This window comes from Pseudomonas sp. B10(2017) (assembly GCF_002113295.1).
GTDB classification, from domain to species: domain Bacteria; phylum Pseudomonadota; class Gammaproteobacteria; order Pseudomonadales; family Pseudomonadaceae; genus Aquipseudomonas; species Aquipseudomonas pudica.
On the sequence record NZ_NEJU01000003.1, the window covers coordinates 363,469 to 384,591 of the forward strand.

Consider the following 21,123-nt stretch of genomic DNA (forward strand, 5'->3'; position numbering starts at 1 on the left):
GGGAGCGGGTTTACCCGCGAAGAAGGCGACGCGGTATCAGATCAGGGTACCGGTGCCTGTCTGTGCCGAAGGTGGGTTGCTGGCCGGAGCCGCGGTTGGTGCAGGAGCTGCGCTAGCGACCGGAGCGGCGCTGGCCGCTGGGGCTGCCGGCTTGGCGGCTGCCGGTTTCGCCGGTGCTTTCTTCACCGCAGGTTTCTTGGCTGCCGCAGGCTTGGCTGCCGCAGGCTTGGCCGCTGCCGGTTTCGCCGCTGGTTTGGCTGCTACAGGTTTGGCAGCCGCCTTGGTGGCAGGTTTTGCCGCAGCAGTTTTGGCTGCCGGCTTGGCTGCCGCGGTTTTTGCCGCAGGCTTGGCCGCTGCCGTCTTGGCCAGTGGCTTGGCCGCCTTGCTCGCAGCCGGTTTGGCCGCAGCGCGCGACGAAATCGGCGTAACCGAGGCACCGGTGAGTTTCTCGATCTGCTTGGTCAGGCTATCCACCTGCTGGTGCAGGGCCTTGATCTCGTTGCGGCTCGGCACGCCAAGGCGCGAGATGGCGCTGTTCAGGCGCTTGTCGAAGGCCTCTTCGAGTTCGCTCCACTTGCCCAGCGCACGGTCCTTCACGCCCGACACACGCGAAGTGGTCGACGACTTGGCAGTTTCAGCGACATCTTCGGCGGTCTTCTTCGCCTGCTTCTCGGCCTTCTCGCCATCCTTCACCAGCGAGTCGAACAGCTTCGGGCCGTCCTGGTCGATCTTCGAATAGATACCAAGCCCAGCCAGCCAGATCTTGCGGGAGTACTTCTCGATCCCGCCGACCCAGGAGCTGCCTTCTTTCTCTGAATTCTTCTTGCCAGCCATCCTGCTCTCCTTATGGTTTGTGCGCGACGCGCTCGAGCAGCTCGTGCAGCTGTTCAAGCTTGATGGACAACGCCTCAACGTCATGTTTAGACGGAATGCCAAGGCGATTCAAGGCGCGACCTACCCGCGCGTCGAAAGCTTTTTCGATCTTGTCCAGTTGAACTTCGACCTTGCCGCGTACGCGACTGACTTCCTGGGTGGCTTCGTCGATCTGGTTGTTGGCAGCATCGAGCTCCTTGTCGATGCGCTTCTTGCCACGCTTCTCGACGCCTTCGCCGGCCTTGACCAGCTCATTGAAGTAGTCGGAGCCTTCATGGCCCACACGCGCATAGGCGCCGATGCCCGCCAGCCAGATCTTGCGCGCGTAGCCGCGCACCTCGCCCAGCGTGCCCGGGGCGTCGTCCTTTTTCTTCACAGTCACTTTGGCCATGCTCTGTACCTCATGCTCATGAGTGGAGGAGGAACCGCCCATGGAGGTTGGGCTTGAGCACAAGGTAGAGAGGGAAATTAGAATCTTCACCCTAAGGTGAAGGAGCATGGCCCGGGAAGGGCTCAGGCCAGGGCTTTGTCCAGCGCCCGCTCGATCTCGCCCTTGATGGTGCCGCTCATCATCGAAAGCATCATGCCCAGCTTCAATTCGACACGGATGCGGTCATCGAAGATGTGCACGCTGCCGTTGGCACCGCTGCGCGCCACGTCGACCCGGTCACCGTTCCAGGTGGCCTTGAGGTCGTACTCGCGGGTCAGTTTGTCGACCAGCGCTTCAGCCTTGGCACGGGCGGCATCGCGGCCGAGGGAATGTTTGCGTTCGACGCTGATCTGGGTCATGCGGGTGTTCCTGAAGATGAAGACATAATGAGCATTATGCCCGCCCCCGCCCACTGGCACACCCCGCCAAGACAAATCCGCCCGTTCGCCCTAGAATGGCGGTAATTTTTTCCGGTGAAGCGATATGAACGACCAGCGCAAAGGCGACCACGCCGAACCCACCACCCATTTCGGTTACCAGGACGTCCCTGAAAGCCAGAAGGCGAAGAAAGTCGCCGAGGTGTTCCACTCGGTAGCGGCCAAGTATGACCTGATGAACGACGTGCTTTCCGGCGGCATGCACCGCCTGTGGAAGCGCTTCACCATCGAGCTGTCGGGTGTACGCGCCGGCAATCGTGTACTGGACATCGCCGGCGGTACCGGCGACCTGGCCGCCAAGTTTTCGCGGCTGGTCGGCCCGACCGGCCAGGTAGTGCTGGCCGACATCAACGAATCAATGCTCAAGGTGGGCCGTGACCGCCTGCTCGACCGTGGCGTGGCCGGCAACATCGAGTTCGTCCAGGCCGACGCCGAGAAGCTGCCATTCCCGGACAACCACTTCGACTGCGTGACCATTGCCTTCGGCCTGCGCAACGTCACCCACAAGGACGAAGCCATCCGCTCGATGCTGCGCGTGCTCAAGCCGGGCGGTCGCCTGCTGGTGCTGGAGTTCTCCAAGCCTACCAACAAGCTGATGTCCAAGGCCTACGACGCTTACTCGTTCGCCTTCATGCCGCTGGCCGGCAAGCTGATCACGAACGACTCGGAGAGCTACCGTTACCTCGCCGAGTCGATCCGCATGCACCCCGATCAGGAAACCCTGAAGGCCATGATGGTCGATGCCGGTTTCGACCGCGTCACCTATCACAACATGACTAGTGGCATCGTTGCCGTGCACCGGGGAATCAAACCCTGATGCTGCTGGCCGGGCTGTTCGCCAGCGTCGAACATGGCCTGAACCGCGTCCTGCGCATGGACAGCACGGCACTGCCGCGGCTGGCCGCGCTCGAGGGCAAGGTCATCGAGATCGACTGCCGCCAACCGGCCCTGCAGGTGTTCATCCTGCCCGATGAAGAGGGCCTGATGCTCGCCGCCCACTGGCAAGGCGAGGTCGACTGCAGCCTGCGCGCCCCGGCCGGCAGCCTGGCGCAACTGGCCCTGGCCAGGGACAAGACTGCCGTGCTGCACAGCCCGCAAGTGGAACTGCATGGCGACAGCGCCGTGCTGCTCGACCTGTTCGGTGTGCTGCAGGACCTGGAGCTGGACTGGGAGCACGAGCTGCAACGCTGGCTCGGCCCGGTCGCCACGGCGCTGCTGGCCGGCCACATCCGCCTGCGCGCACGCTGGACCCGTCAGGGCCTGGCGCGCTTCAGCCAGAACCTTTCCGAGTACCTGGCCGAAGAGTCCCGCACTCTGGTCGGCAAGCGCGAAGCCGAAGCCGCCTTCAGCGAGCTCGATGCCCTGAAGCTCGATACAGAACGACTCGAGGCGCGTCTCAAGCGCCTTTCCCGAACCCTTGATACCAGCGATAACGCATGAAGCTGCTCGCCGTCCGCCGTCTATTTCGCATCCAGCGTGTGGTGATCCGCTACCGTCTCGATGACCTGCTGTTCGACCTGCCGCTGCCCTGGTGGCTGATGAGCCTGCGCCTGCTGATGCCGTGGCGCTGGTTGCCGCGCAAGCCGTCCGAGCTCAGCCGTGGCGCGCGCCTGCGCCTGGCCCTGCAGGACCTGGGGCCGATCTTCATCAAGTTCGGCCAATTGTTGTCCACCCGCCGAGACCTGCTGCCCAACGACATTGCCGATGAGCTGATGCTGCTGCAGGACCGCGTGCCGCCGTTCGACCCCAAGCAGGCCGTGGCGCTGATCGAGGCACAGCTAGGCGCCCCGGTAACGCAACTGTTCAGCCGCTTCGACGTCGAGCCGCTGGCATCGGCCTCGGTGGCCCAGGTGCACGCTGCGCGCCTGAAAAGTGGCGAGGAAGTGGTGGTCAAGGTGGTACGCCCGGGCCTGAAGCCGGTGATCGCCCAGGACCTGGCATGGTTGTTCCTGATCGCCAAGGCTGCCGAGCGCGCTTCGGCTGATGCCCGCCGCCTGCACCCTGTGGAAATCGTCGGCGACTACGAAAAAACAATCTACGACGAGCTCGACCTGCTGCGCGAAGCGGCCAACGCCAGCCAGCTGCGGCGCAACTTCGAAGGCTCCGAGCTGATGTACGTGCCCCAGGTGTACTGGGACCTGTGCCGTCCCAAGGTGCTGGTGATGGAGCGCATCTATGGCGTGCCGGTGACCGACATGGCCACCTTGGCCGACCAGCGCACCGACATGAAGCTGCTGGCCGAACGAGGCGTGGAGGTGTTCTTCACCCAGGTGTTCCGCGACAGCTTCTTCCATGCCGACATGCACCCCGGCAACATCTTCGTCAGCACGGTCAAACCATGGAGCCCGCAGTACATCGCCATCGACTGCGGCATCGTCGGCAGCCTGACCGACGAGGACCAGGACTACCTGGCGCGCAACCTGATCGCCTTCTTCAAGCGTGACTACCGCCGCGTCGCCCAGTTGCACATCGACTCGGGCTGGGTGCCGGCGCACACCAAGGTCAACGAGTTCGAAGCGGCGATCCGCACCGTATGCGAGCCGATCTTCGAAAAACCGTTAAAGGATATTTCCTTTGGCCAGGTGCTGATGCGCCTGTTCCAGACCGCCCGGCGCTTCAACATGGAAGTGCAGCCGCAGCTGGTCCTGCTGCAGAAGACCCTGCTCAACATCGAAGGCCTGGGCCGTCAGCTGTACCCGGAGCTGGACCTGTGGAGCACCGCCAAGCCATTCCTCGAGCGCTGGATGCGCGACCGCATGAGCCCCAAGGCCGTGCTCGGCAACATCCACAGCCAGGTCGAGCAACTGCCGCACCTGGCAGACATGGCCCGCGACCTGCTCGAGCGCCTGTCGCAACCGCACCTGCACGATCCGCAACTGCCGGAGCGGCGCCGCCAGGGCGACCGTTGGGCGCTGCGCCTGCTCGGCGCCGGCCTGCTCGGCGGTGGTGCGGTACTGGCCGCTGGTGCCGCCGCAGATGCCAGCCTGGCCGCCCCTGCCGCCTGGCCGGCCTGGCTGATGCTGGCCGCCGGCCTTTACCTGATCGTGCGCCAATAGCCAGCCGCGCCCATGGCTGGCACACTAGCGCAAAGGGCCCGGCACAGGAGCGGGCCCGCTTTGGAGTCGACGATGAAAGACTGGCTGGACGAGATCAAGTGGAACAGCGAGGGCCTGGTACCGGCGATCGCCCAGGACCACAAGACCGGACGCGTGCTGATGATGGCCTGGATGAACCGCGAATCGCTGGCCCTGACCGCCGCCGAGCAACGCGCCATCTACTGGTCGCGTTCGCGTGGCAAGCTGTGGCGCAAGGGTGAGGAGTCCGGGCATGTGCAGAAGCTGCATGAAATGCGCCTGGACTGCGATGCCGATGTGATCATTCTGATGGTCGAGCAACTGGGCCATATCGCCTGCCATACCGGCCGGGAAAGCTGCTTCTACCGCGTCTTCGAAGACGGCCAGTGGAAAACCGTCGACCCGGTCCTGAAAGACCCGGATGCCATCTACAGCGCAGGACACTGACATGAGCGACACCCTCAACCGCCTTGCCGAAGTGCTTGAAGAACGCAAGCAAGCGGCGCCCGACAGCTCCTACGTGGCCAGCCTGTACCACAAGGGCCTGAACAAGATCCTCGAAAAGCTCGGCGAAGAGTCGGTCGAGACGATCATTGCCGCCAAGGACGCGGCGGTCAGCAAGGATTACAGCGATGTCATCTACGAAACCGCCGACCTGTGGTTTCATAGCCTGGTAATGCTCAGCGCGCTGGGCCAGCATCCACAGGCCGTGCTAGATGAGCTGGAACGCCGTTTCGGGCTTTCCGGGCATGATGAGAAGGCGGCACGAACGCCTTCTGCCTGACGTATTTTGGGGCGCCTGTGGGAGCGGGCGTGCCCGCGAAGAATGCGACGCGGTGCATGGCACCGGCTACGCCGGTGTTCGCGGGCATGCCCGCTCCCACAGGGGCCGTGTTGCCGGATCGATTTGCTGTACACACATTTTTCAGGAGTACGAAATGGGTATCTTTGACTGGAAACACTGGATCGTCCTGCTGGTGGTCGTGGTCCTGGTGTTCGGCACCAAGAAGCTGAAGAATTTCGGCAGTGACCTGGGCGAGTCGATCAAAGGCTTCCGCAAGGCCATGAGCGATGAAGAGAACAAGCCGGCCGAGCAGACCCCGCCGCCTGCCCAACCCGTTCCACCAGTGCAGAATACTGCCCAGCAGAACCAGGGCCACACCATCGAAGGCCAGGCCCAGCCGGTCCAAGAGCCGCAGCGGAAAGACTGACCTATGTTCGGCATCAGTTTCAGCGAGCTGCTGCTCGTCGGCCTGGTCGCCCTGCTGGTGCTCGGCCCCGAGCGCCTGCCCGGTGCCGCGCGCACGGCAGGCCTGTGGATCGGCCGGCTCAAACGCAGCTTCAACAGCATCAAGATGGAAGTGGAACGCGAAATCGGCGCCGACGAAATCCGCCGCCAGCTGCATAACGAACACATCCTGCAGATGGAAGAGGAGGCCAAGCGCATCCTCAACCCGATGACGCCACCGGCGCAGCCACCTGTTACCACCGCAACCGTTCAGCCGCCCGCCGGGCTCGAAGCCAGGCCGGTCGAGACCGCTGCCACCCCGGCCACGCCTTCTGAACCGCCTCAACCGCCGCGAGCCCCATGAGCGAAAATCCGGAACACGACCAGCCAATGCCGCTGGTTTCGCACCTGACCGAACTGCGCACCCGCCTGCTGCGTTGCGTTGCCGTCATTTTCCTGATCTTTGCCGGGCTGTTCTCCTTTGCCCAGCAGATCTACACCCTGGTCTCCGCGCCGCTGCGCGAGCACTTGCCGGCCAATGCCACGATGATTGCCACCGATGTGGCCTCTCCGTTCCTCACGCCGTTCAAGCTAACCATGATCGTCTCGCTGTTCCTGGCGATCCCGTTCATCCTGCAGCAGATCTGGGGCTTCATCGCACCCGGGCTGTACCGGCATGAAAAGCGCATTGCCATTCCGCTGCTGGTTTCCAGCATCTTCCTGTTCTACGCCGGCATGGCCTTCGCCTATTTCCTGGTGTTCCCGCTGATCTTCGGCTTCTTCGCCAGCGCCACACCGGAAGGCGTGTCGATGATGACCGACATCGCCAGCTACCTCGACTTCGTGATGACACTGTTCTTCGCCTTTGGCGTGGCCTTCGAAATCCCGGTAGCGGTGGTGCTGCTGGTATGGATCGGCGTGGTCGACGTCAAGTACCTGAAGAAGATTCGCCCCTACGTGATCATCGGCTGCTTCGTGGTCGGCATGGTCCTTACCCCACCGGACATCTTCTCTCAGACCCTGCTGGCCGTACCCATGTGGCTGCTGTTCGAGATCGGCGTGCTGTGCGGCAGTCTGATCCGCAAGCGCAGCGCCCACGACGAAACCGCCAACGACCACAACGACCAGCCACCAGCGACCCAACCGTGAACCTGTTGCTCCTTGAAGAGGCCGACTTCGTGTCGGCCGAACGCGTCGTTCTCGCAGACCGGCGTTTCACCCACATGCAGGACATCCACCGTGTAGCGGTGGGCGACAACCTGCGCGTGGGCCGTATCAACGGCCTGATGGGAAAGGCCACGGTGCTACGCCTGGAAAGGCACGAAGCCGAACTTGAAGTCGTCTTTGACCAGCAGCCACCGGCCAAGCTGCCGCTGACACTGGTGCTGGCCGTACCTCGGCCGAAAATGCTGCGCCGGCTGTTCCAGACCGTATCTACCCTTGGCGTGCCGCGGCTGATTTTGCTGAACAGCTACAAGGTCGAGAAAAGCTTCTGGCAAACACCCTTCCTGCACCCGGACAGCATTCGCGAGAACCTCATCCTGGGCCTGGAACAAGCCCGCGACACTGTGCTGCCCGAAGTGATCATCGAGAAGCGCTTCAAGCCGTTCGTCGAAGACCGTCTGCCGGCCATCGCCGCAGGCACCCTGGGCCTGGTCGGGCACCCCGGCCCCTACGCCGCCTGCCCGCGTGCAGTGGAGCAGCCAGTGACCTTGGCCATTGGCCCGGAGGGCGGCTGGATCCCCTACGAGGTGGACCTGCTGGGCAAGGCCGGCCTGGCTCCGGTCCAGCTGGGCGACCGCATCCTGCGGGTAGAAACCGCGGTGACAGCGTTGCTTTCACGGATTTTCTGACACACAAGTCAACTTTCACCCATAAAGTTTCCCTTCCCCAGGCCGATTGTCTTGGCAACACAACAATTAATCGTGCTGCCAAGGCGCCGGGGAGTCGTACATGTATCAATGGTTCGCCCAATCATTGGGCAATGTGAGCGTCAATCGCAAACTGGGGCTGGGCTTCGGCCTGGTGCTGCTGTTGACACTGGCCATCACCCTGGCCGGCTGGCACGGCATGGACAGCATCATCAACCGTGGCGACAAGCTGGGGAACATCTCGGTCATCCAGCAGTACACCCAGGAGCTGCGCATCGCCCGTCAGCATTACCAGCGCCAGCCTGACGAAGCCTCGGTGGCAGAGCTGGAAAAGGCCCTGGGCAACCTCGACCGCCAGGTACAGTTCATGCTCGGGCAGATCGAGCAGCCCGCTGACAGTCAACGCCTTGAGCAGCAGCGCGAGGCCGTGCGCGGCTATCAGCAGGCATTCAACGAGCTGAAACAGGCCGGCCAACGCCGCGAGGCCAGCCGCGCCGTGCTTGGCGACACTGCCGACAAGGCCGCGGAGCTGATTGCCCGGGTGCAACGCGGCCTGCTGCAGGGTGGCGATATCAGCCAGTACCAGCACGCAGTGGAAGTCAGCGCCCTGTTGCAGCAGGCGCGCTTCCAGGTACGCGGCTATACCTACAGCGGCAACGCCGACTACCAGCAAACGGCGCTGAAGGCCATCGACCAGGCCTTGGCCGAGCTGCGCGCGCTGCCGGCCAAAGTACCAGCGGAGCACGCTGCCAGCCTGGACGATGCCACCACCGCCCTGGCAGGCTACCGCGACGCGGTCACCCAGTTCGGCAATGCCCAGGTCGCCAGTGAGCAGGCCCTGCAGAGCATGGTCGAACACGGCACGGTACTGCTGCAGACCAGCCAGGCGATGACCACCTCGCAAACCGCTGTGCGTGACGCCGGGGCTACCCAGGCCAAGACCCTGCTCGCCGTGGCGACCGTCCTGGCGCTGGCCCTAGGCCTGCTGGCGGCCTGGGTCATCACCCGGCAGATCATCATTCCGCTGCGCCAGACCTTGCACGCCGCCGAACGCGTGGCCAGTGGCGACCTGACCCTGAACCTGCAGGTACAACGCCGCGACGAACTGGGCCAATTGCAAGCCAGCATGCATCGCATGACCCAGGGCCTGCGCGAGCTGATCAGCGGCATCGGTGATGGTGTCACGCAGATCGCCAGCGCTGCCGAGGAGCTGTCGGCGGTGACCGAGCAGACCAGTGCCGGGGTCAACAACCAGAAGGTCGAGACTGATCAGGTGGCGACCGCCATGAACCAGATGACTGCCACGGTGCATGAGGTGGCGCGCAATGCCGAACAGGCCTCGGAAGCTGCGTTGATGGCCGACCAGCAAGCCCGTGAAGGCGATCGTGTGGTCGGCGAGGCGGTAGCGCAGATCGAGCGCCTTGCCGGCGAAGTGGTCAACTCCAGCGAAGCGATGAACCAGCTCAAGGCCGAAAGCGACAAGATTGGCAGCGTGCTTGATGTGATCAAGTCGGTGGCCCAGCAGACCAACCTGCTGGCCCTCAACGCCGCGATCGAAGCGGCCCGTGCCGGCGAAGCCGGGCGTGGCTTTGCCGTGGTGGCCGATGAAGTGCGCAGCCTGGCGCAGCGCACCCAGCAATCGACCGAAGAGATCGAAGAACTGATTGCCGGGCTTCAGAGCGGCACCCAGCGCGTGGCCAGCGTGATGGACAGCAGCCGCCAGTTGACCGACAGCAGTGTCGAACTGACCCGCCGTGCCGGCAGCTCGCTGGAGACCATCACCCGGACCGTATCGTCGATCCAGGCCATGAACCAGCAGATTGCCACGGCAGCTGAAGAACAGACGGCCGTGGCAGAAGAGATCAACCGCAGCGTGATGAACGTGCGGGATATTTCTGACCAGACCTCGGCGGCCAGTGAAGAGACGGCCAGCTCCAGCATGGAGCTGGCGCGGTTGGGTACCCACCTGCAAGGGTTGGTGGGGCGGTTCAGGCTGTGATCTGAAGCATGAGCCATCTGTGCCGGCCTCTTCGCGGGCTTGCCCGCTCCCACAGGCACTGCATGGCCCTTGAAGCCTGTGCGATCCCTGTGGGAGCGGGCGAGCCCGCGAAGAGGCCGGTACAAGCAATAAATCCCACCTAATGAAGTGAAATTTCCTACCTGATTATCAGGTCAAGTCCTACAGCTCCGCTGCCGATTGGCAAAGGTGTGATGCCAGCAATGCGCCTGCATCCCCCGCCCCCAATCGCACGGAGATCCCTCATGCTCGGCTACCTCAACCGAAAGCTCGGCAACATCAGTGTCGCAGCCAAGCTCACTCTCGGCTTCGCCGTAGTCCTGCTGCTTACCCTGGCCACCACTGTCAGTGGCTGGCGTGCACTGGACGACGCCATTGTGCGCTCGCAGCAACTCAGCGAAATCGGCCTGATCAACGATCTGACCAAAGACCTGCGCGCAGAGCGCATCACTTACCGTGTGCTCAACGACGACGCCAGCAGAACGCGCATAGCCAACATTCTCGACCAGCTCGACAGCATGCTGACCACCTTGCAGCAACGCAGCAGCGTGGATGAATCTCGGCAGATGCTGACGGAAAAGCTGGTATTGCTGCAGCGCCTGCGCGACGACTTCAGCGAGCTGGAAAACACTGTCAACAAGCGCATCGCCCTGCGCCAGGCCATGCTGGCACAGGAGCAGAAGCTCAGTGAAGTAATCGATGATCTCCAGACCCAGGCCCTGCTGAAAATGCCTGCTGACAGCCAGCAAGGCGGTGTGCTGGGGCTGATGGACACGCTCAGCCGTCATATCGATGGTGCCAACCAGCAGAGCCTCGTTCCGGCCTATACCTTCTCCCCCGTGGAAAGCTTTGCCAAGGTCGGCGAGGCTTCGCTGGATGCCGCTGACAACAGCCTTGCGCAATTGCTCAAAGGCCTTGCTCCACTCGGCTTGCCCCGTACGCTCACCCAGCAGCCCGGGGAGCAGTTGGCCAGGTATCGCGCCAGCCTGGATGAATATCGCCGGACCGCAGTGCGTGTTGAACAGCTGCAAAACAACATGGAGAACATGGGCAACGAGCTGCGCGCGGTCAGCCTGGAACTTGGCAAACGCAAGATCGAGCAGCGCGACAGGGAAGCCCTCGAAGCACGCTCGCTACTGGCCACAGTAGCCCTGCTGGCGTTAGTCGTAGGTGTGGTGGCCGGCTGGTTGATCACTTTGCAGATCACCCAGCCTTTGCGCCAAACCTTGGCCGTGGCCGGGCGCATCGCCATGGGCGACCTGAGCCAGATCGAACCGGTACAACGCCGCGACGAGATGGGCCAGTTGCAAACCAGCATGCGCGAAATGACCTTGAGCCTGCGCGAGCTGATCGGTGGCATCGACCAGGGCGTCGGTCAGCTGTCACAGGCCGCCACACAGTTGGCGGCCAGCAGCGAAGACACCAAGTTGCGCATCAACCAGCAGCGCGAGGAAACCGACCAGGTGGCCACGGCCATGAACCAGATGAGCGCCACCGTGCAGGAAGTGGCACAGAACGCTGAACAGGCCTCGCTGGCAGCGACCAACGCCGACCAGCAAGCGCAGGTCGGCGACCAGGTAGTGGCCGAAGCTATCGGCCGTATCGAACAACTGGCCGGCCAGATGGACCATTGCCTGGCAGCCATGCAGCACCTGGCAGGCGAAAGCCAGCGTATCAGCGGCATCCTCGATGTGATCAAGTCGGTGTCCGAGCAAACCAACCTGCTGGCCCTGAACGCGGCGATCGAAGCGGCACGGGCGGGTGAAGCAGGACGTGGTTTTGCCGTGGTGGCCGACGAAGTACGCGGCTTGGCCCAGCGCACATCGACGGCGACCGAAGAGATTGGCCAGCTTATCGACAGCCTGCACAGCGGCACCGACGAAGTGACCCGCTTGCTGGACAACAGCAAGAACCTGACCGAACAGAGCGTGGAGCTGAGCCGCAAGGCGGGGCAGGCCCTGAGCCAGATAACTGATACCGTGTCGAACATCCAGGGCATGAACCAGCAGATTGCAACGGCCAGCGAAGAGCAGAGCGTGGTCGCCGAGCAGATCAACCGTAGTGTGCTGAATGTGCGGGATGTGTCGGATCAGACCAGTGCGGCCAGTGAGCAGACGGCGGCTTCGAGTGGGGAACTGGAGCAGCTGGGGCAGCAGTTGCGAGGGATGGTGGGGCGATTCAGCATTTGAGTTTGCGGGGGGCTGCTTTGCAGCCCATTCGCCGGCAAGCCAACGCCCACAGGGACCGCACAGTTCTCAGTACCTGTGGTAATCCTGTGGGAGCCGGCTTGCCGGCGATTGGGGCGCAAAGCGCCCCCTGCGGTTAAAGCACCTGGCGTAGGAACGCCTGCGCGCGCGGGTCTTTCGGCGAGGCGAAGAACGCAGCCGGCGCCGAATCTTCCAGCAGCTTGCCATGATCGAAGAACAGCACCCGGTCCGCCACTTCACGGGCAAAGCCCATTTCGTGTGTGACGCAGACCATGGTCATGCCTTCCTGGGCCAGGGTCTTCATCACATCCAGCACCTCGCCGACCATTTCCGGGTCGAGCGCCGAGGTCGGTTCGTCGAACAGCATCACTTTCGGGTCCATGGCCAGGGCTCGGGCGATCGCCACCCGCTGCTGCTGGCCACCGGACAGGCGCGACGGGTATTCGTTGGCTTTCTGCGCAATGCCCACCTTCTCCAGCAGCGCCCGGGCCTTGGCTTCGCGGTCGGCCTTGTTGCGCTTGCGCACCACCTTCTGTGCCAGGCACAGGTTCTCCAGCACGGTCATGTGCGGGAACAGGTTGAAGTGCTGGAACACCATGCCGACTTCGCGGCGATAGGCGTTGATGTCGGTTTTCGGATCGGCCAGTTGCAGGCCGTCGATGGCCACATGGCCTTCGTCGAAATGCTCCAGGCCGTTGAGGCAGCGCAGGAAGGTCGACTTGCCCGAGCCCGACGGGCCGAGTACCACCACCACTTCGCCCTTGGCGACCTGGGTGGTGACGTTATCCACGGCCCGTACCACGTGGCCACGGGTGTCGAAGACTTTCAGCAGGTCACGGACTTCAATCACTTTGCGCAAGCCTCCGCTCGAGCCGGCTGGCCAGGTGCGACAGCGGCAGGTTGATCAGCAGGTACAGGCCTGCCACGCAGAACCAGATCTCGAAGGTCGAGAACGAGGTGGTGATGGCCTCGCGGCCGCTCTTGGTCAGTTCGGTAATGGCGATCACCGAGACCAGCGAGGTGTCCTTGACCAGGCTGATGAACTGGCCGGCCAAAGGCGGCAGCACACGCTTGAAGGCCTGCGGCAGGATCACGTGGCGCATCGACTGGCCCGCGTTCAGGCCCAGCGAGCGGGCCGCTTCGTTCTGGCCCTTGGCGATGGACTGCACGCCGGCACGAACGATTTCGGCCACGTAGGCACCGGTGAACAGCGCCAGTGCAGCCACCCCGGCAAACTCGCGGGACAGGTTGAGCACGGTACCGATGAAGAAGTAGAAGATGAAGATCTGTACCAGCAGCGGTGTACCGCGCACCAGTTCGACATACACGGTCGACAGGTCACGCAGCGTAGGGTTGCTGGACAGGCGGCAGAGGCCGGCGAACAGGCCGATCAACAGGCCCAGGGCACCGGATACCACCGAAATCCAAAGCGTGGTCCACAGGCCCCAGGCCAGCGGGCCGGCCGCCCAGTGACGGGTGACGCCAATCTGGTCGCCTTCGGAAACATCGTCGCCGCGGGCCAGCTGCAGGCTGTCCTTGGCAACATCGAGCACCTGCTCGGCGCCGCTCTCGTCTTTGAGCGTGACACGGGCATTGTCGCCAGAGATGACGATGTCCTGCACGGTGCCGTAACCGGCGGCGCGCTGTGCTTCCTCGGCCTTGTAGGCGAAGTACTGCGGTACGCGGTTCCAGCGCCACTCGTAGGAAATCATCGAGGTGGCCATGTACAGGCTGAACGCCAGGCCCACCAGGACCAGGGCAGTCAAACCGTGCCAGGGCCACTGGGCTTTCTTGTGTTTGATCACGTGGGGTACTTCCGTAAATGCGAACGCGCAGGGTTTGCCTGCGCGTCGGGGTCATAAAGCCGGCTTGTGGCCTGGGCCTTATTCCATTTCCTTCAGCCAGTCCTTGTTCTTGAACCACTTGTCGTGAATACGATCGTAGGTCCCGTCATGCTTGATCTGGTGCAGGAAGTTGTTGATGAAGTTGATGCTGTCGTAGTCGCCTTTCTTCAGGCCGAAGGCCAGCGGCTCGTAGGTGAAGGGTTCTTCGAGGAACAGCAGCTTGCCGGCACCGGCCTTGTCCACTGCCACCACGTTGTACGGCGCGTCGTAGACGAAGGCGTCAGCCTTGCCGTTGACCACGTCCATCACCGCTTCCTGCTCGTTGTCGTAGCCGTGGTATTTGGCCTTGGCGATCAGCTTCTTGGAAACCATTTCGCCGGTGGTGCCGAGCTTGGAGGTGATGCGGTACTTCTCGTTGTTCAGGTCCTTGTACGACTTGATCTCGCCCGCCAGTTCCTTGCGGATCAGCAGGGTCTGGCCAACCACGATGAAGGGTTCGCTGAAGTTCAGGCGCAGGTTGCGTTCCTGGGTCAGGGTCATGCCGCTGCCGATCATGTCGAACTTGTCGGTCAGCAGGGCCGGGATGATGCCGTCATAGGCCGTGGATACCGGCTCGAACTTGACGCCCATGGACTTGGCCATGGCTTTGAGGATATCGACTTCGAAGCCGATGATCTCGCCACGCTTGTTGGTCATCTGGAAAGGCATGTAGGTCGGATCCATGCCCACCCGCAGGGTGCCGCGCTTGACCGCGTCATCGATCGCGCCCGCCTGGGCCGCCGTCACGGCGACCAGGGCGGTGACACCGACCAGCAGTCGCGAAAGGTATTTCTTGATCATCACCAAGTCCCCTAGCAAGAAAAGTAGCGAATCTTATTGTTGGCATGGCCGTGGCGGCCGATGCGTCATATCGGAGAGGGATGCTAACGCATGGCGGCTCGGGGACCTAGAGCCGGGGGGGACTTTGTTGGCCAAAATCGGTGGGAGCCCTGAAAAGCTTCGCGGGCACGCCCGCTCCCGAAGGTACAGCGCAAGCCTCAAAGGCTGTGAAGTACCCTGTGGGAGCGGGCGTGCCCGCGAATAGGCCCGATCAGGCGCCGACGAGTGCCGGTTGGCCTTCATTCTCCGGATGCAGCGGCAACAGCGGCGAATGCGGGTCGTTCTTGATCGATGCACGCCACACGTTGATCCACGCCGCATTGTGCTCGGCCCAGACCTGCTCGTGCAGGCGGGTCAGCGCCACCGGGTCGCTGAGCAGGGCCAGGCGGGTATTGAGGTCCAGCCCTTGCGGCCCGACCTCCATCGCCTTGGCCACGCGCTCGACGCGCAATGCCTCGATAGGCGCCGCCTGACCATGACGGGCAGTGGCCATGGCGCATGCCAGGGCGTTCTGCCGCGGGTCGACCACAGCCCGCACGAAGCCGTCATGCAGGGCATGCCAGCGGTTTTCGTGGGTGTACTGGTCGGTGGCCAGCAGCTCCTGCGGAGTGGCGTATTCCTCGGGGATGAGGAACAGCTTCTCGTCCTTGGCCGCCAGGCCCAGGCGGGTGCGGCTGGAGATCACCGAAACCGGAATCGACAGCACCAGCGAACCAACGATTGGCGCCAGCCACCACAGGAAGCTTGGGTTAAGCCAGGCCACCAGCGCCGCCCAGGCAATGCCCAACAGGGTCTGCGGGCCGTGGCGGCGCACCGCTTCGCTCCACGGAGTGGAGTCGTCGTCACGCTGCGGCGAGTTCCAGGTCGCGGCCCAGCCGAGGAACGCGGCCAGCACGAAGCGGGTGTGGAAGATCATGCGCACCGGTGCCAGCAGCATGGAGAAAAGCATCTCCATCAGCATCGACAGGGTGACCTTGATGCGCCCGCCAAACTCGGTCGCGCCCTTGGCCCAGATCAGGATGACGCTGAGCAGCTTGGGCAGGAACAGCAGCACGATGGTGGTGGAGAACAGCGCCACGGCCTTCTCCGGATGCCACTGCGGCCACAGCGGGTAGAGCTGGTACGGCTCGATGAAGTACTGCGGCTCCATCAGCGTGTTGGTCGCCAGCAGCGCGGTCGACAGCACCAGGAACAGGAACCACAGCGGTGCCGACAGGTACGACATCACCCCGGTGAGGAACACCGCACGGTGCACCGGGTGCATGCCCTTGACCAGGAACAGGCGGAAGTTCATCAGGTTGCCGTGGCACCAGCGGCGGTCGCGCTTGAGCTCGTCGAGCAGGTTCGGCGGCAGTTCTTCGTAGCTGCCCGGCAGGTCATAGGCAATCCACACGCCCCAGCCGGCACGGCGCATCAGCGCGGCTTCGACGAAGTCGTGGGAGAGGATTGCACCAGCGAACGCACCCTTGCCCGGCAACGGCGCCAGGGCGCAGTGCTCGATGAACGGCTTCATGCGGATGATCGCGTTGTGGCCCCAGTAGTGCGACTCGCCCAGCTGCCAGAAGTGCAGGCCGGCGGTGAACAGCGGGCCATACACGCGGGTGGCGAACTGCTGCAGGCGCGCATACAGGGTATCCATGCCCGAAGCCTTCGGCCCGGTCTGGATGATGCCGGCGTCCGGGTTGGCCTCCATCAGGCGCACCAGGCTGCTCAGGCACTCGCCGCTCATGACGCTGTCGGCGTCGAGTACGACCATGTATTTGTATTCGCCGCCCCAACGACGGCAGAAGTCGTCGAGGTTGCCGCTCTTGCGCTTCACCCGGCGCCGACGGCGGCGGTAGAAGATGCGGCCGAAGCCTTTGGTTTCGCGGCACACGTCCAGCCAGGCCTGTTGCTCGGCCACGGCGATGTCGGTGTCGTTGGTGTCGCTGAGCACGAAGAAGTCGAAACGGTCGAGGTTGCCGCTGGCGGCCACCGATTCGAACGTTGCGCGCAGGCCGGCGAACACACGTGGCACGTCTTCGTTGCAGATCGGCATCACCAACGCGGTACGCGCCTCGGGCGCGATCGGCTCGTTGCCTGCACTGCTACCCGAAATCTTGTACTTGTCACGCCCGGTGAGCAGCTCGAGGAAGCCCATCAGCGCGGTCCAGAAGCCCGCCGATACCCAGCAGAACAGGATGCCGAAGAGAACCAGGATGGACGTCTGCAAGGCATACGGCCAAACCTGTACCACGGTGTCCCACAGCGGCTGGTTGACGACTTCGTCAAAGTCTACGAACGACCAGCCTTGGTACGGCAGGATGCCCTTCATGTACCAGCCGGCAACGATGGTCTGGCCGATCATCAGCGCCAGCAGGATGTAACGGCGGATCGAGCCGACCGTGCGCCAGCGGGCTGGCGGCAGCTCGCGCTTGGGCGGCTGCGGGGCGTTGGTGCGACCGGTCATGCGCCGCCACATGCGAATCAGCACGTTGGTGCGCCATGGCTCGGGCACGACCTTGGTGCGCTTGATCGGCGGTGCGATCTTCAGGCACAGGCGGCCACTGCCGTCGACGCCAAGCATTTCGGCGTCTTCCAGCTCGGCGGCGCTGCCTACGGTCAGGCGCGGGCCCACCGAGGCCTGCACGGCCTCGGCAGAGCTGGCGGCCGGGTTGGCCGCCAGGCGTTGGTGCAGCTCACTGAAGGACGTGCAGCTGGCGAGTTCCGCACGCTGCTCGTCGCTCAGTGGTAGGTGGGCCAGGTACTCGCGAAGCGATTCCGGCCTTGCGCTTGAGTTACTCATCGGCAGGCAACTGATAGCTCCAGGTCTCGGTCAGCACCTTCTCGGTGGTGGCCGGGGTCCCGTTGGTGGGCGCCGCATCGGCGGCAGGTTGTTCGGCCTTGGCGGCTTTCTCGGCCTTGGCTTGCTTGGCTGCAGCCTTGTCCTGCTTGGCGTCCTTGGCAGGCTTGGCGGCTTCGACCGGCACGTCACGCACCAGCGCGGCACGCATTTCGGTCGATTTGTTGGCTTCCTTGACCTTCAAACGAAGGGTCAGGCGCCAGCCCTTGGTCTCAGGGTTATAGCGCAGGTTGTTCTCGACCACCTCGGCATTGTCGCCCACGCTGATCTGGCTGCGCACGGCGGTATCTTCCGGCAGGGCGGCCAGCGTCGGGCCGGCGAAGTCGACCAGGAAGGCCACGCTGCCGTCTGGCTGGCGGATCAGGTTGGACTGCTTGACGTCGCCGGTGGAACGCAGGGTCTGCTTGACCCAGCCCAGCTCTGGAGCCTGGAACTTCGGCTCGTCGATGGTCCAGTGCAGGCGGTAGGCGTACTCGAATGGCTTGCCTGGCTCAGGCAGCTTTTCCGGGCTCCAGAAGGCCACGATGTTGTCGTTGGTCTCGTCGGCAGTCGGGATTTCGACCAGGTCGACGGTACCCTTGCCCCAGTCACCCTTCGGCTCGATCCAGGCGCTCGGGCGCTTCTGGTAGTTGTCGTCGAGGTCTTCATAGTCGCTGAAGGCACGCTGGCGCTGCATCAGGCCGAAACCACGCGGGTTCTCGACACTGAAGTTGCTCACGGCCAGATGTTTCGGGTTGTTCAGCGGGCGCCACAGCCACTCGCCATTGCCGGCATGGATCGACAGGCCTTCGGAGTCGTGCAGGGCCGGGCGGTAGTTGAGGACCTTGGACGGCTGGTTGGGGCCGAACAGGTACATGCTGGTCAGCGGGGCAATGCCCAGGCGGCTGACATGGTCACGCAGGAACACGCGGGACTGCACGTCGACCACCGTGTCGTTACCTGGGCGCAGGATCAGCTTGTAGGCACCGGTGGAGCGTGGCGAGTCCAGCAGGGCGTAGATGACCAGGTGCTTGTCGGCCGGCTTGGGCTTCTCGACCCAGAACTCGGTGAAGCGCGGGAATTCCTCGCCCGACGGCAGTGCGGTGTCGATGGCCAGGCCACGGGCCGACAGGCCGTACACGTGGCCCTTGCCGACCACGCGGAAATAGCTGGCGCCAAGCAAGGTCATGATCTCGTCCTGCTTGTCGGCCTTGTTGATCGGGTACAACACACGGAAGCCGGCGTAACCGAGGTTCTTGGTGGTTTCCGGGTCGTGTGGCACGTCACCGAACTCGAAACGGCTCGGGTCGTACTTGATTTCCTCGACCTTGGTGGCGGTGACCTGGTTGATCTTCACCGGGGTGTCGAAGTGCATGCCCTGGTGATAGAACGACAGCTTGAATGGGGTCTTGTCCTTGGCCCACTCGGCCTTTTCCTGCAGGAAATGAATCTTCTGGTAGTCCGCGAACTTCATGTCGCGGAATACGGCCGGCAGGTTGCTTTTCGGTGCTTCGTACTTCTGGCCGGCCAGATCCTTTGCCTTGGCTGCAACATCGTCAAGATTGAATGCCCACAGCTGGCCCGCGCTCATCAGGCCGACCACTGCCACACTGGCCATCAGGGCCTTGCGCAGCCCGGTACCGGGGATTCTTGATGCTTTTTGGGGACTAACAATCACGAGCAACCCTCGCCGAAAACAGATCATGAAACCAACGGCCAGCGACAAATGCCGGGTTGGCGAGCACTGTTCGGACCCCGTGAGGGCGTAATGATTCCCCAAACGGATCCAGACAGTACTCGAGTCAGAGTGAAACGAACCTGCGAACGCAGGTCCATGCAGCGCGCGATTATCCAGCAGGTCGCGTGACAACGCATCAGGCTGGAACAACTATTTATCGTACAAAACCCCTTGTTTTCCTGTGAACAAGGGGTTTTTTACACTCACATTTGTAACATAAATGTTACGGGGCCATCATTGACCAGGTGCACCTGCATGTCTGCCCCGAAACGGCCGCTTGCCACATTGGCGTGCCGGGCCTTCGCCTGCTGCAAAAGATAGTCGAACAACTCGGCGCCGAGGGCTGGTGGCGCTGCTGTCGAAAAGCTCGGGCGCATGCCGTTGCGGGTGTCCGCCGCCAGGGTGAACTGCGACACCAGCAACAAACCTCCCCCGACATCCTTGAGCGACAGGTTCATCTTGCCCTGCTCGTCGCTGAACACCCGGTAGTTCAACAGCTTGTGCAACAGTTTGTCGGCCTGCTCACGGGTATCTTCAGGCTCGACGGCCACCAGTACCAGCAACCCCTGGTCGATTGCACCCACTACCTCCCCCGCCACCTCCACCCGTGCGCCACGCACACGCTGCAACAGGCCCCTCATGCTTCTTCCAGGGGCAGGTCGAGCAGGCGCCGGGCCATCTGGTCGGCGGCACGCACCAGGGCATCGGTGATGCCCGGCTCGGAAGCGGCGTGGCCAGCGTCACGGATCACCTTCAGCTCGCTGTTCGGCCAGGCCTGGTGCAACGCCCAAGCGTTGTCTAGCGGGCAGATCACATCATAGCGGCCATGCACGATCACCGCCGGCAGGTGGGCGATCTTTGGCAGATCGCGGATCAGCTGGTCCGGCTCGAGGAAGGCATTGTTCATGAAATAGTGGCATTCGATACGGGCGATCGACAGCGCGCGCTGCGGCTCGGAGAAACGGTCGACCACCAGCGGGTTGGGGCGAAGGGTGGCGGTACGGCCTTCCCAGGTGGACCAGGCCTTGGCCGCGTGCATCTGGGCGATCTGGTCGTTGCCGGTAAGGCGCTTGTGGAATGCCGTGACCAGGTCACCACGCTCCTCTGGCGGGATTGGCGCAATGTAGTCCTGCCAGTAATCGGGGAACAGCCGGCTGGCGCCTTCCTGGTAGAACCACTGGATCTCCTGAGGCCTGCACAGGAAGATGCCGCGCAGGATCAGGCCATGCACCCGCTCGGGGTGGGTCTGGGCGTAGGCCAGGGCCAGGGTGGAGCCCCACGAACCGCCGAACAGCACCCACTTGTCGATGCCAAGGTGCTCGCGGATGCGCTCGAGGTCCTCGACCAGGTGCCAGGTGGTGTTGTTCTCCAGGCTTGCGTGCGGCGTGGAGCGGCCACAGCCGCGCTGGTCGAAAGTGATTATGCGGTACAGGGTCGGGTCGAAGTAGCAGCGGCTCTGGGCGTCGCAACCGGCGCCCGGGCCGCCGTGGATGAACACCACCGGCAGACCTTCTGGCGAGCCGCTTTCGTCGACATACAGCACATGCGGCGCTTCCACGGCCAGATCGTGCCGGGCGTAGGGTTTGATCTGCGGGTACAGGGTCTGCATTGCGCACTCCGTGTGAGGATTATTCGGCCGTGGGCCATCATAAACCTGAATTGCGCTTTGAGCACTGCCCGCGCTGATGCCACCGCACGGCAAGG

21 protein-coding genes and 1 pseudogene are annotated in these 21,123 nt (G+C 63.3%); 12 read left to right on the top strand and 10 right to left on the bottom strand.

Features of this window, described 5'->3' with window-relative positions:
- Window positions 1-36: 36 nt before the first annotated feature.
- The 3 genes from CAF92_RS06420 to CAF92_RS06430 form a co-directional block, all read right to left on the bottom strand.
- The gene (locus tag CAF92_RS06420) at window positions 37-834 is read right to left on the bottom strand and encodes a phasin family protein (protein WP_085599819.1); all 798 of its coding nucleotides are present in this window, start codon (window positions 832-834) and stop codon (window positions 37-39) included.
- A 10-nt stretch (window positions 835-844) separates the two neighbouring features.
- A complete protein-coding gene (locus CAF92_RS06425; protein WP_085599821.1) occupies window positions 845-1,264 on the bottom strand; it encodes a phasin family protein in 420 nt (139 codons plus the stop codon).
- Window positions 1,265-1,386: 122 nt separating this feature from the next.
- A complete protein-coding gene (locus tag CAF92_RS06430) occupies window positions 1,387-1,662 on the bottom strand; it encodes a polyhydroxyalkanoic acid system family protein (RefSeq protein WP_015272091.1) in 276 nt (91 codons plus the stop codon).
- 124 nt (window positions 1,663-1,786) lie between these two features.
- Here CAF92_RS06430 and ubiE point away from each other — a divergent pair, with 124 nt between their 5' ends.
- From ubiE to CAF92_RS27795, 12 genes and pseudogenes are all read left to right on the top strand, one after another.
- Window positions 1,787-2,557, top strand: a complete 771-nt coding sequence (gene ubiE, locus CAF92_RS06435; protein WP_046613452.1) for a bifunctional demethylmenaquinone methyltransferase/2-methoxy-6-polyprenyl-1,4-benzoquinol methylase UbiE — start codon at window positions 1,787-1,789, stop codon at window positions 2,555-2,557.
- Entirely contained in the window at window positions 2,557-3,180 is a 624-nt protein-coding gene (locus CAF92_RS06440) for an SCP2 domain-containing protein (protein ID WP_085599823.1), read from the top strand. The genes ubiE and CAF92_RS06440 overlap by 1 nt, the downstream gene beginning before the upstream one ends.
- Complete coding sequence (ubiB, locus tag CAF92_RS06445; RefSeq protein ID WP_046613454.1) at window positions 3,177-4,796, top strand: ubiquinone biosynthesis regulatory protein kinase UbiB; 1,620 nt, start codon at window positions 3,177-3,179, stop codon at window positions 4,794-4,796. Before CAF92_RS06440 ends, ubiB begins: the two co-directional genes overlap by 4 nt.
- A gap of 72 nt (window positions 4,797-4,868) precedes the next feature.
- Window positions 4,869-5,261, top strand: coding sequence for a phosphoribosyl-AMP cyclohydrolase (gene hisI, locus CAF92_RS06450; RefSeq protein ID WP_013974544.1), 393 nt, complete (start codon window positions 4,869-4,871; stop codon window positions 5,259-5,261).
- Window position 5,262: 1 nt separating this feature from the next.
- Window positions 5,263-5,598 carry a phosphoribosyl-ATP diphosphatase gene (locus CAF92_RS06455; RefSeq protein WP_046613456.1) on the top strand — a complete coding sequence of 112 codons (336 nt, stop codon included), beginning with the start codon at window positions 5,263-5,265 and terminating at the stop codon, window positions 5,596-5,598.
- Between the two features lie 154 nt (window positions 5,599-5,752).
- Entirely contained in the window at window positions 5,753-6,025 is a 273-nt protein-coding gene (locus CAF92_RS06465) for a twin-arginine translocase TatA/TatE family subunit (protein WP_003259853.1), read from the top strand.
- A gap of 3 nt (window positions 6,026-6,028) precedes the next feature.
- On the top strand, window positions 6,029-6,406 hold the full coding sequence (gene tatB / locus CAF92_RS06470; protein WP_025340918.1) for a Sec-independent protein translocase protein TatB: 378 nt from the start codon (window positions 6,029-6,031) through the stop codon (window positions 6,404-6,406).
- Complete coding sequence (gene tatC, locus CAF92_RS06475; protein ID WP_013974546.1) at window positions 6,403-7,191, top strand: twin-arginine translocase subunit TatC; 789 nt, start codon at window positions 6,403-6,405, stop codon at window positions 7,189-7,191. The genes tatB and tatC overlap by 4 nt, the downstream gene beginning before the upstream one ends.
- Complete coding sequence (locus CAF92_RS06480; RefSeq protein ID WP_085599825.1) at window positions 7,188-7,895, top strand: 16S rRNA (uracil(1498)-N(3))-methyltransferase; 708 nt, start codon at window positions 7,188-7,190, stop codon at window positions 7,893-7,895. Before tatC ends, CAF92_RS06480 begins: the two co-directional genes overlap by 4 nt.
- Before the next feature lie 100 nt (window positions 7,896-7,995).
- Complete coding sequence (locus CAF92_RS06485; protein WP_085599827.1) at window positions 7,996-9,912, top strand: methyl-accepting chemotaxis protein; 1,917 nt, start codon at window positions 7,996-7,998, stop codon at window positions 9,910-9,912.
- Window positions 9,913-10,175: 263 nt separating this feature from the next.
- Window positions 10,176-11,216, top strand: a pseudogene (locus CAF92_RS27790) (methyl-accepting chemotaxis protein); the annotation flags it as partial.
- Window positions 11,217-11,414: 198 nt separating this feature from the next.
- The gene (locus tag CAF92_RS27795) at window positions 11,415-12,119 is read left to right on the top strand and encodes a methyl-accepting chemotaxis protein (RefSeq protein WP_371916236.1); all 705 of its coding nucleotides are present in this window, start codon (window positions 11,415-11,417) and stop codon (window positions 12,117-12,119) included.
- A 133-nt stretch (window positions 12,120-12,252) separates the two neighbouring features.
- On the opposite strand, the gene CAF92_RS06495 is transcribed toward CAF92_RS27795, so the two are convergent.
- The 7 genes from CAF92_RS06495 to pip form a co-directional block, all read right to left on the bottom strand.
- Window positions 12,253-12,987, bottom strand: a complete 735-nt coding sequence (locus CAF92_RS06495; RefSeq protein WP_013974550.1) for an amino acid ABC transporter ATP-binding protein — start codon at window positions 12,985-12,987, stop codon at window positions 12,253-12,255.
- Window positions 12,980-13,942 carry an amino acid ABC transporter permease gene (locus CAF92_RS06500; protein ID WP_025340922.1) on the bottom strand — a complete coding sequence of 321 codons (963 nt, stop codon included), beginning with the start codon at window positions 13,940-13,942 and terminating at the stop codon, window positions 12,980-12,982. Before CAF92_RS06500 ends, CAF92_RS06495 begins: the two co-directional genes overlap by 8 nt.
- Window positions 13,943-14,020: 78 nt before the next feature.
- Entirely contained in the window at window positions 14,021-14,818 is a 798-nt protein-coding gene (locus CAF92_RS06505; RefSeq protein WP_024087841.1) for a transporter substrate-binding domain-containing protein, read from the bottom strand.
- A 253-nt stretch (window positions 14,819-15,071) separates the two neighbouring features.
- Window positions 15,072-17,645: a glucans biosynthesis glucosyltransferase MdoH gene (gene mdoH / locus CAF92_RS06510; protein WP_025340923.1), complete on the bottom strand. Its 2,574-nt coding sequence runs from the start codon at window positions 17,643-17,645 to the stop codon at window positions 15,072-15,074.
- The gene (locus CAF92_RS06515; RefSeq protein WP_218191744.1) at window positions 17,638-19,359 is read right to left on the bottom strand and encodes a glucan biosynthesis protein G; all 1,722 of its coding nucleotides are present in this window, start codon (window positions 19,357-19,359) and stop codon (window positions 17,638-17,640) included. Before CAF92_RS06515 ends, mdoH begins: the two co-directional genes overlap by 8 nt.
- Before the next feature lie 263 nt (window positions 19,360-19,622).
- Window positions 19,623-20,060 carry a D-aminoacyl-tRNA deacylase gene (gene dtd / locus CAF92_RS06520; RefSeq protein ID WP_085599831.1) on the bottom strand — a complete coding sequence of 146 codons (438 nt, stop codon included), beginning with the start codon at window positions 20,058-20,060 and terminating at the stop codon, window positions 19,623-19,625.
- Window positions 20,057-21,028, bottom strand: coding sequence for a prolyl aminopeptidase (gene pip, locus CAF92_RS06525; RefSeq protein ID WP_013974556.1), 972 nt, complete (start codon window positions 21,026-21,028; stop codon window positions 20,057-20,059). The genes dtd and pip overlap by 4 nt, the downstream gene beginning before the upstream one ends.
- Window positions 21,029-21,123 lie beyond the last annotated feature (95 nt).

Bases quoted from the DNA above. Each gene is read 5' to 3' on its own strand.
- CAF92_RS06420 (WP_085599819.1), bottom strand. From the start codon at position 834: ATGGCTGGCAAGAAGAATTCAGAGAAAGAAGGCAGCTCCTGGGTCGGC.
- CAF92_RS06425 (WP_085599821.1), bottom strand. From the start codon at position 1,264: ATGGCCAAAGTGACTGTGAAGAAAAAGGACGACGCCCCGGGCACGCTG.
- CAF92_RS06430 (WP_015272091.1), bottom strand. From the start codon at position 1,662: ATGACCCAGATCAGCGTCGAACGCAAACATTCCCTCGGCCGCGATGCC.
- ubiE (WP_046613452.1), top strand. From the start codon at position 1,787: ATGAACGACCAGCGCAAAGGCGACCACGCCGAACCCACCACCCATTTC.
- CAF92_RS06440 (WP_085599823.1), top strand. From the start codon at position 2,557: ATGCTGCTGGCCGGGCTGTTCGCCAGCGTCGAACATGGCCTGAACCGC.
- ubiB (WP_046613454.1), top strand. From the start codon at position 3,177: ATGAAGCTGCTCGCCGTCCGCCGTCTATTTCGCATCCAGCGTGTGGTG.
- hisI (WP_013974544.1), top strand. From the start codon at position 4,869: ATGAAAGACTGGCTGGACGAGATCAAGTGGAACAGCGAGGGCCTGGTA.
- CAF92_RS06455 (WP_046613456.1), top strand. From the start codon at position 5,263: ATGAGCGACACCCTCAACCGCCTTGCCGAAGTGCTTGAAGAACGCAAG.
- CAF92_RS06465 (WP_003259853.1), top strand. From the start codon at position 5,753: ATGGGTATCTTTGACTGGAAACACTGGATCGTCCTGCTGGTGGTCGTG.
- tatB (WP_025340918.1), top strand. From the start codon at position 6,029: ATGTTCGGCATCAGTTTCAGCGAGCTGCTGCTCGTCGGCCTGGTCGCC.
- tatC (WP_013974546.1), top strand. From the start codon at position 6,403: ATGAGCGAAAATCCGGAACACGACCAGCCAATGCCGCTGGTTTCGCAC.
- CAF92_RS06485 (WP_085599827.1), top strand. From the start codon at position 7,996: ATGTATCAATGGTTCGCCCAATCATTGGGCAATGTGAGCGTCAATCGC.
- CAF92_RS27795 (WP_371916236.1), top strand. From the start codon at position 11,415: ATGAGCGCCACCGTGCAGGAAGTGGCACAGAACGCTGAACAGGCCTCG.
- mdoH (WP_025340923.1), bottom strand. From the start codon at position 17,645: ATGAGTAACTCAAGCGCAAGGCCGGAATCGCTTCGCGAGTACCTGGCC.
- dtd (WP_085599831.1), bottom strand. From the start codon at position 20,060: ATGAGGGGCCTGTTGCAGCGTGTGCGTGGCGCACGGGTGGAGGTGGCG.
- pip (WP_013974556.1), bottom strand. From the start codon at position 21,028: ATGCAGACCCTGTACCCGCAGATCAAACCCTACGCCCGGCACGATCTG.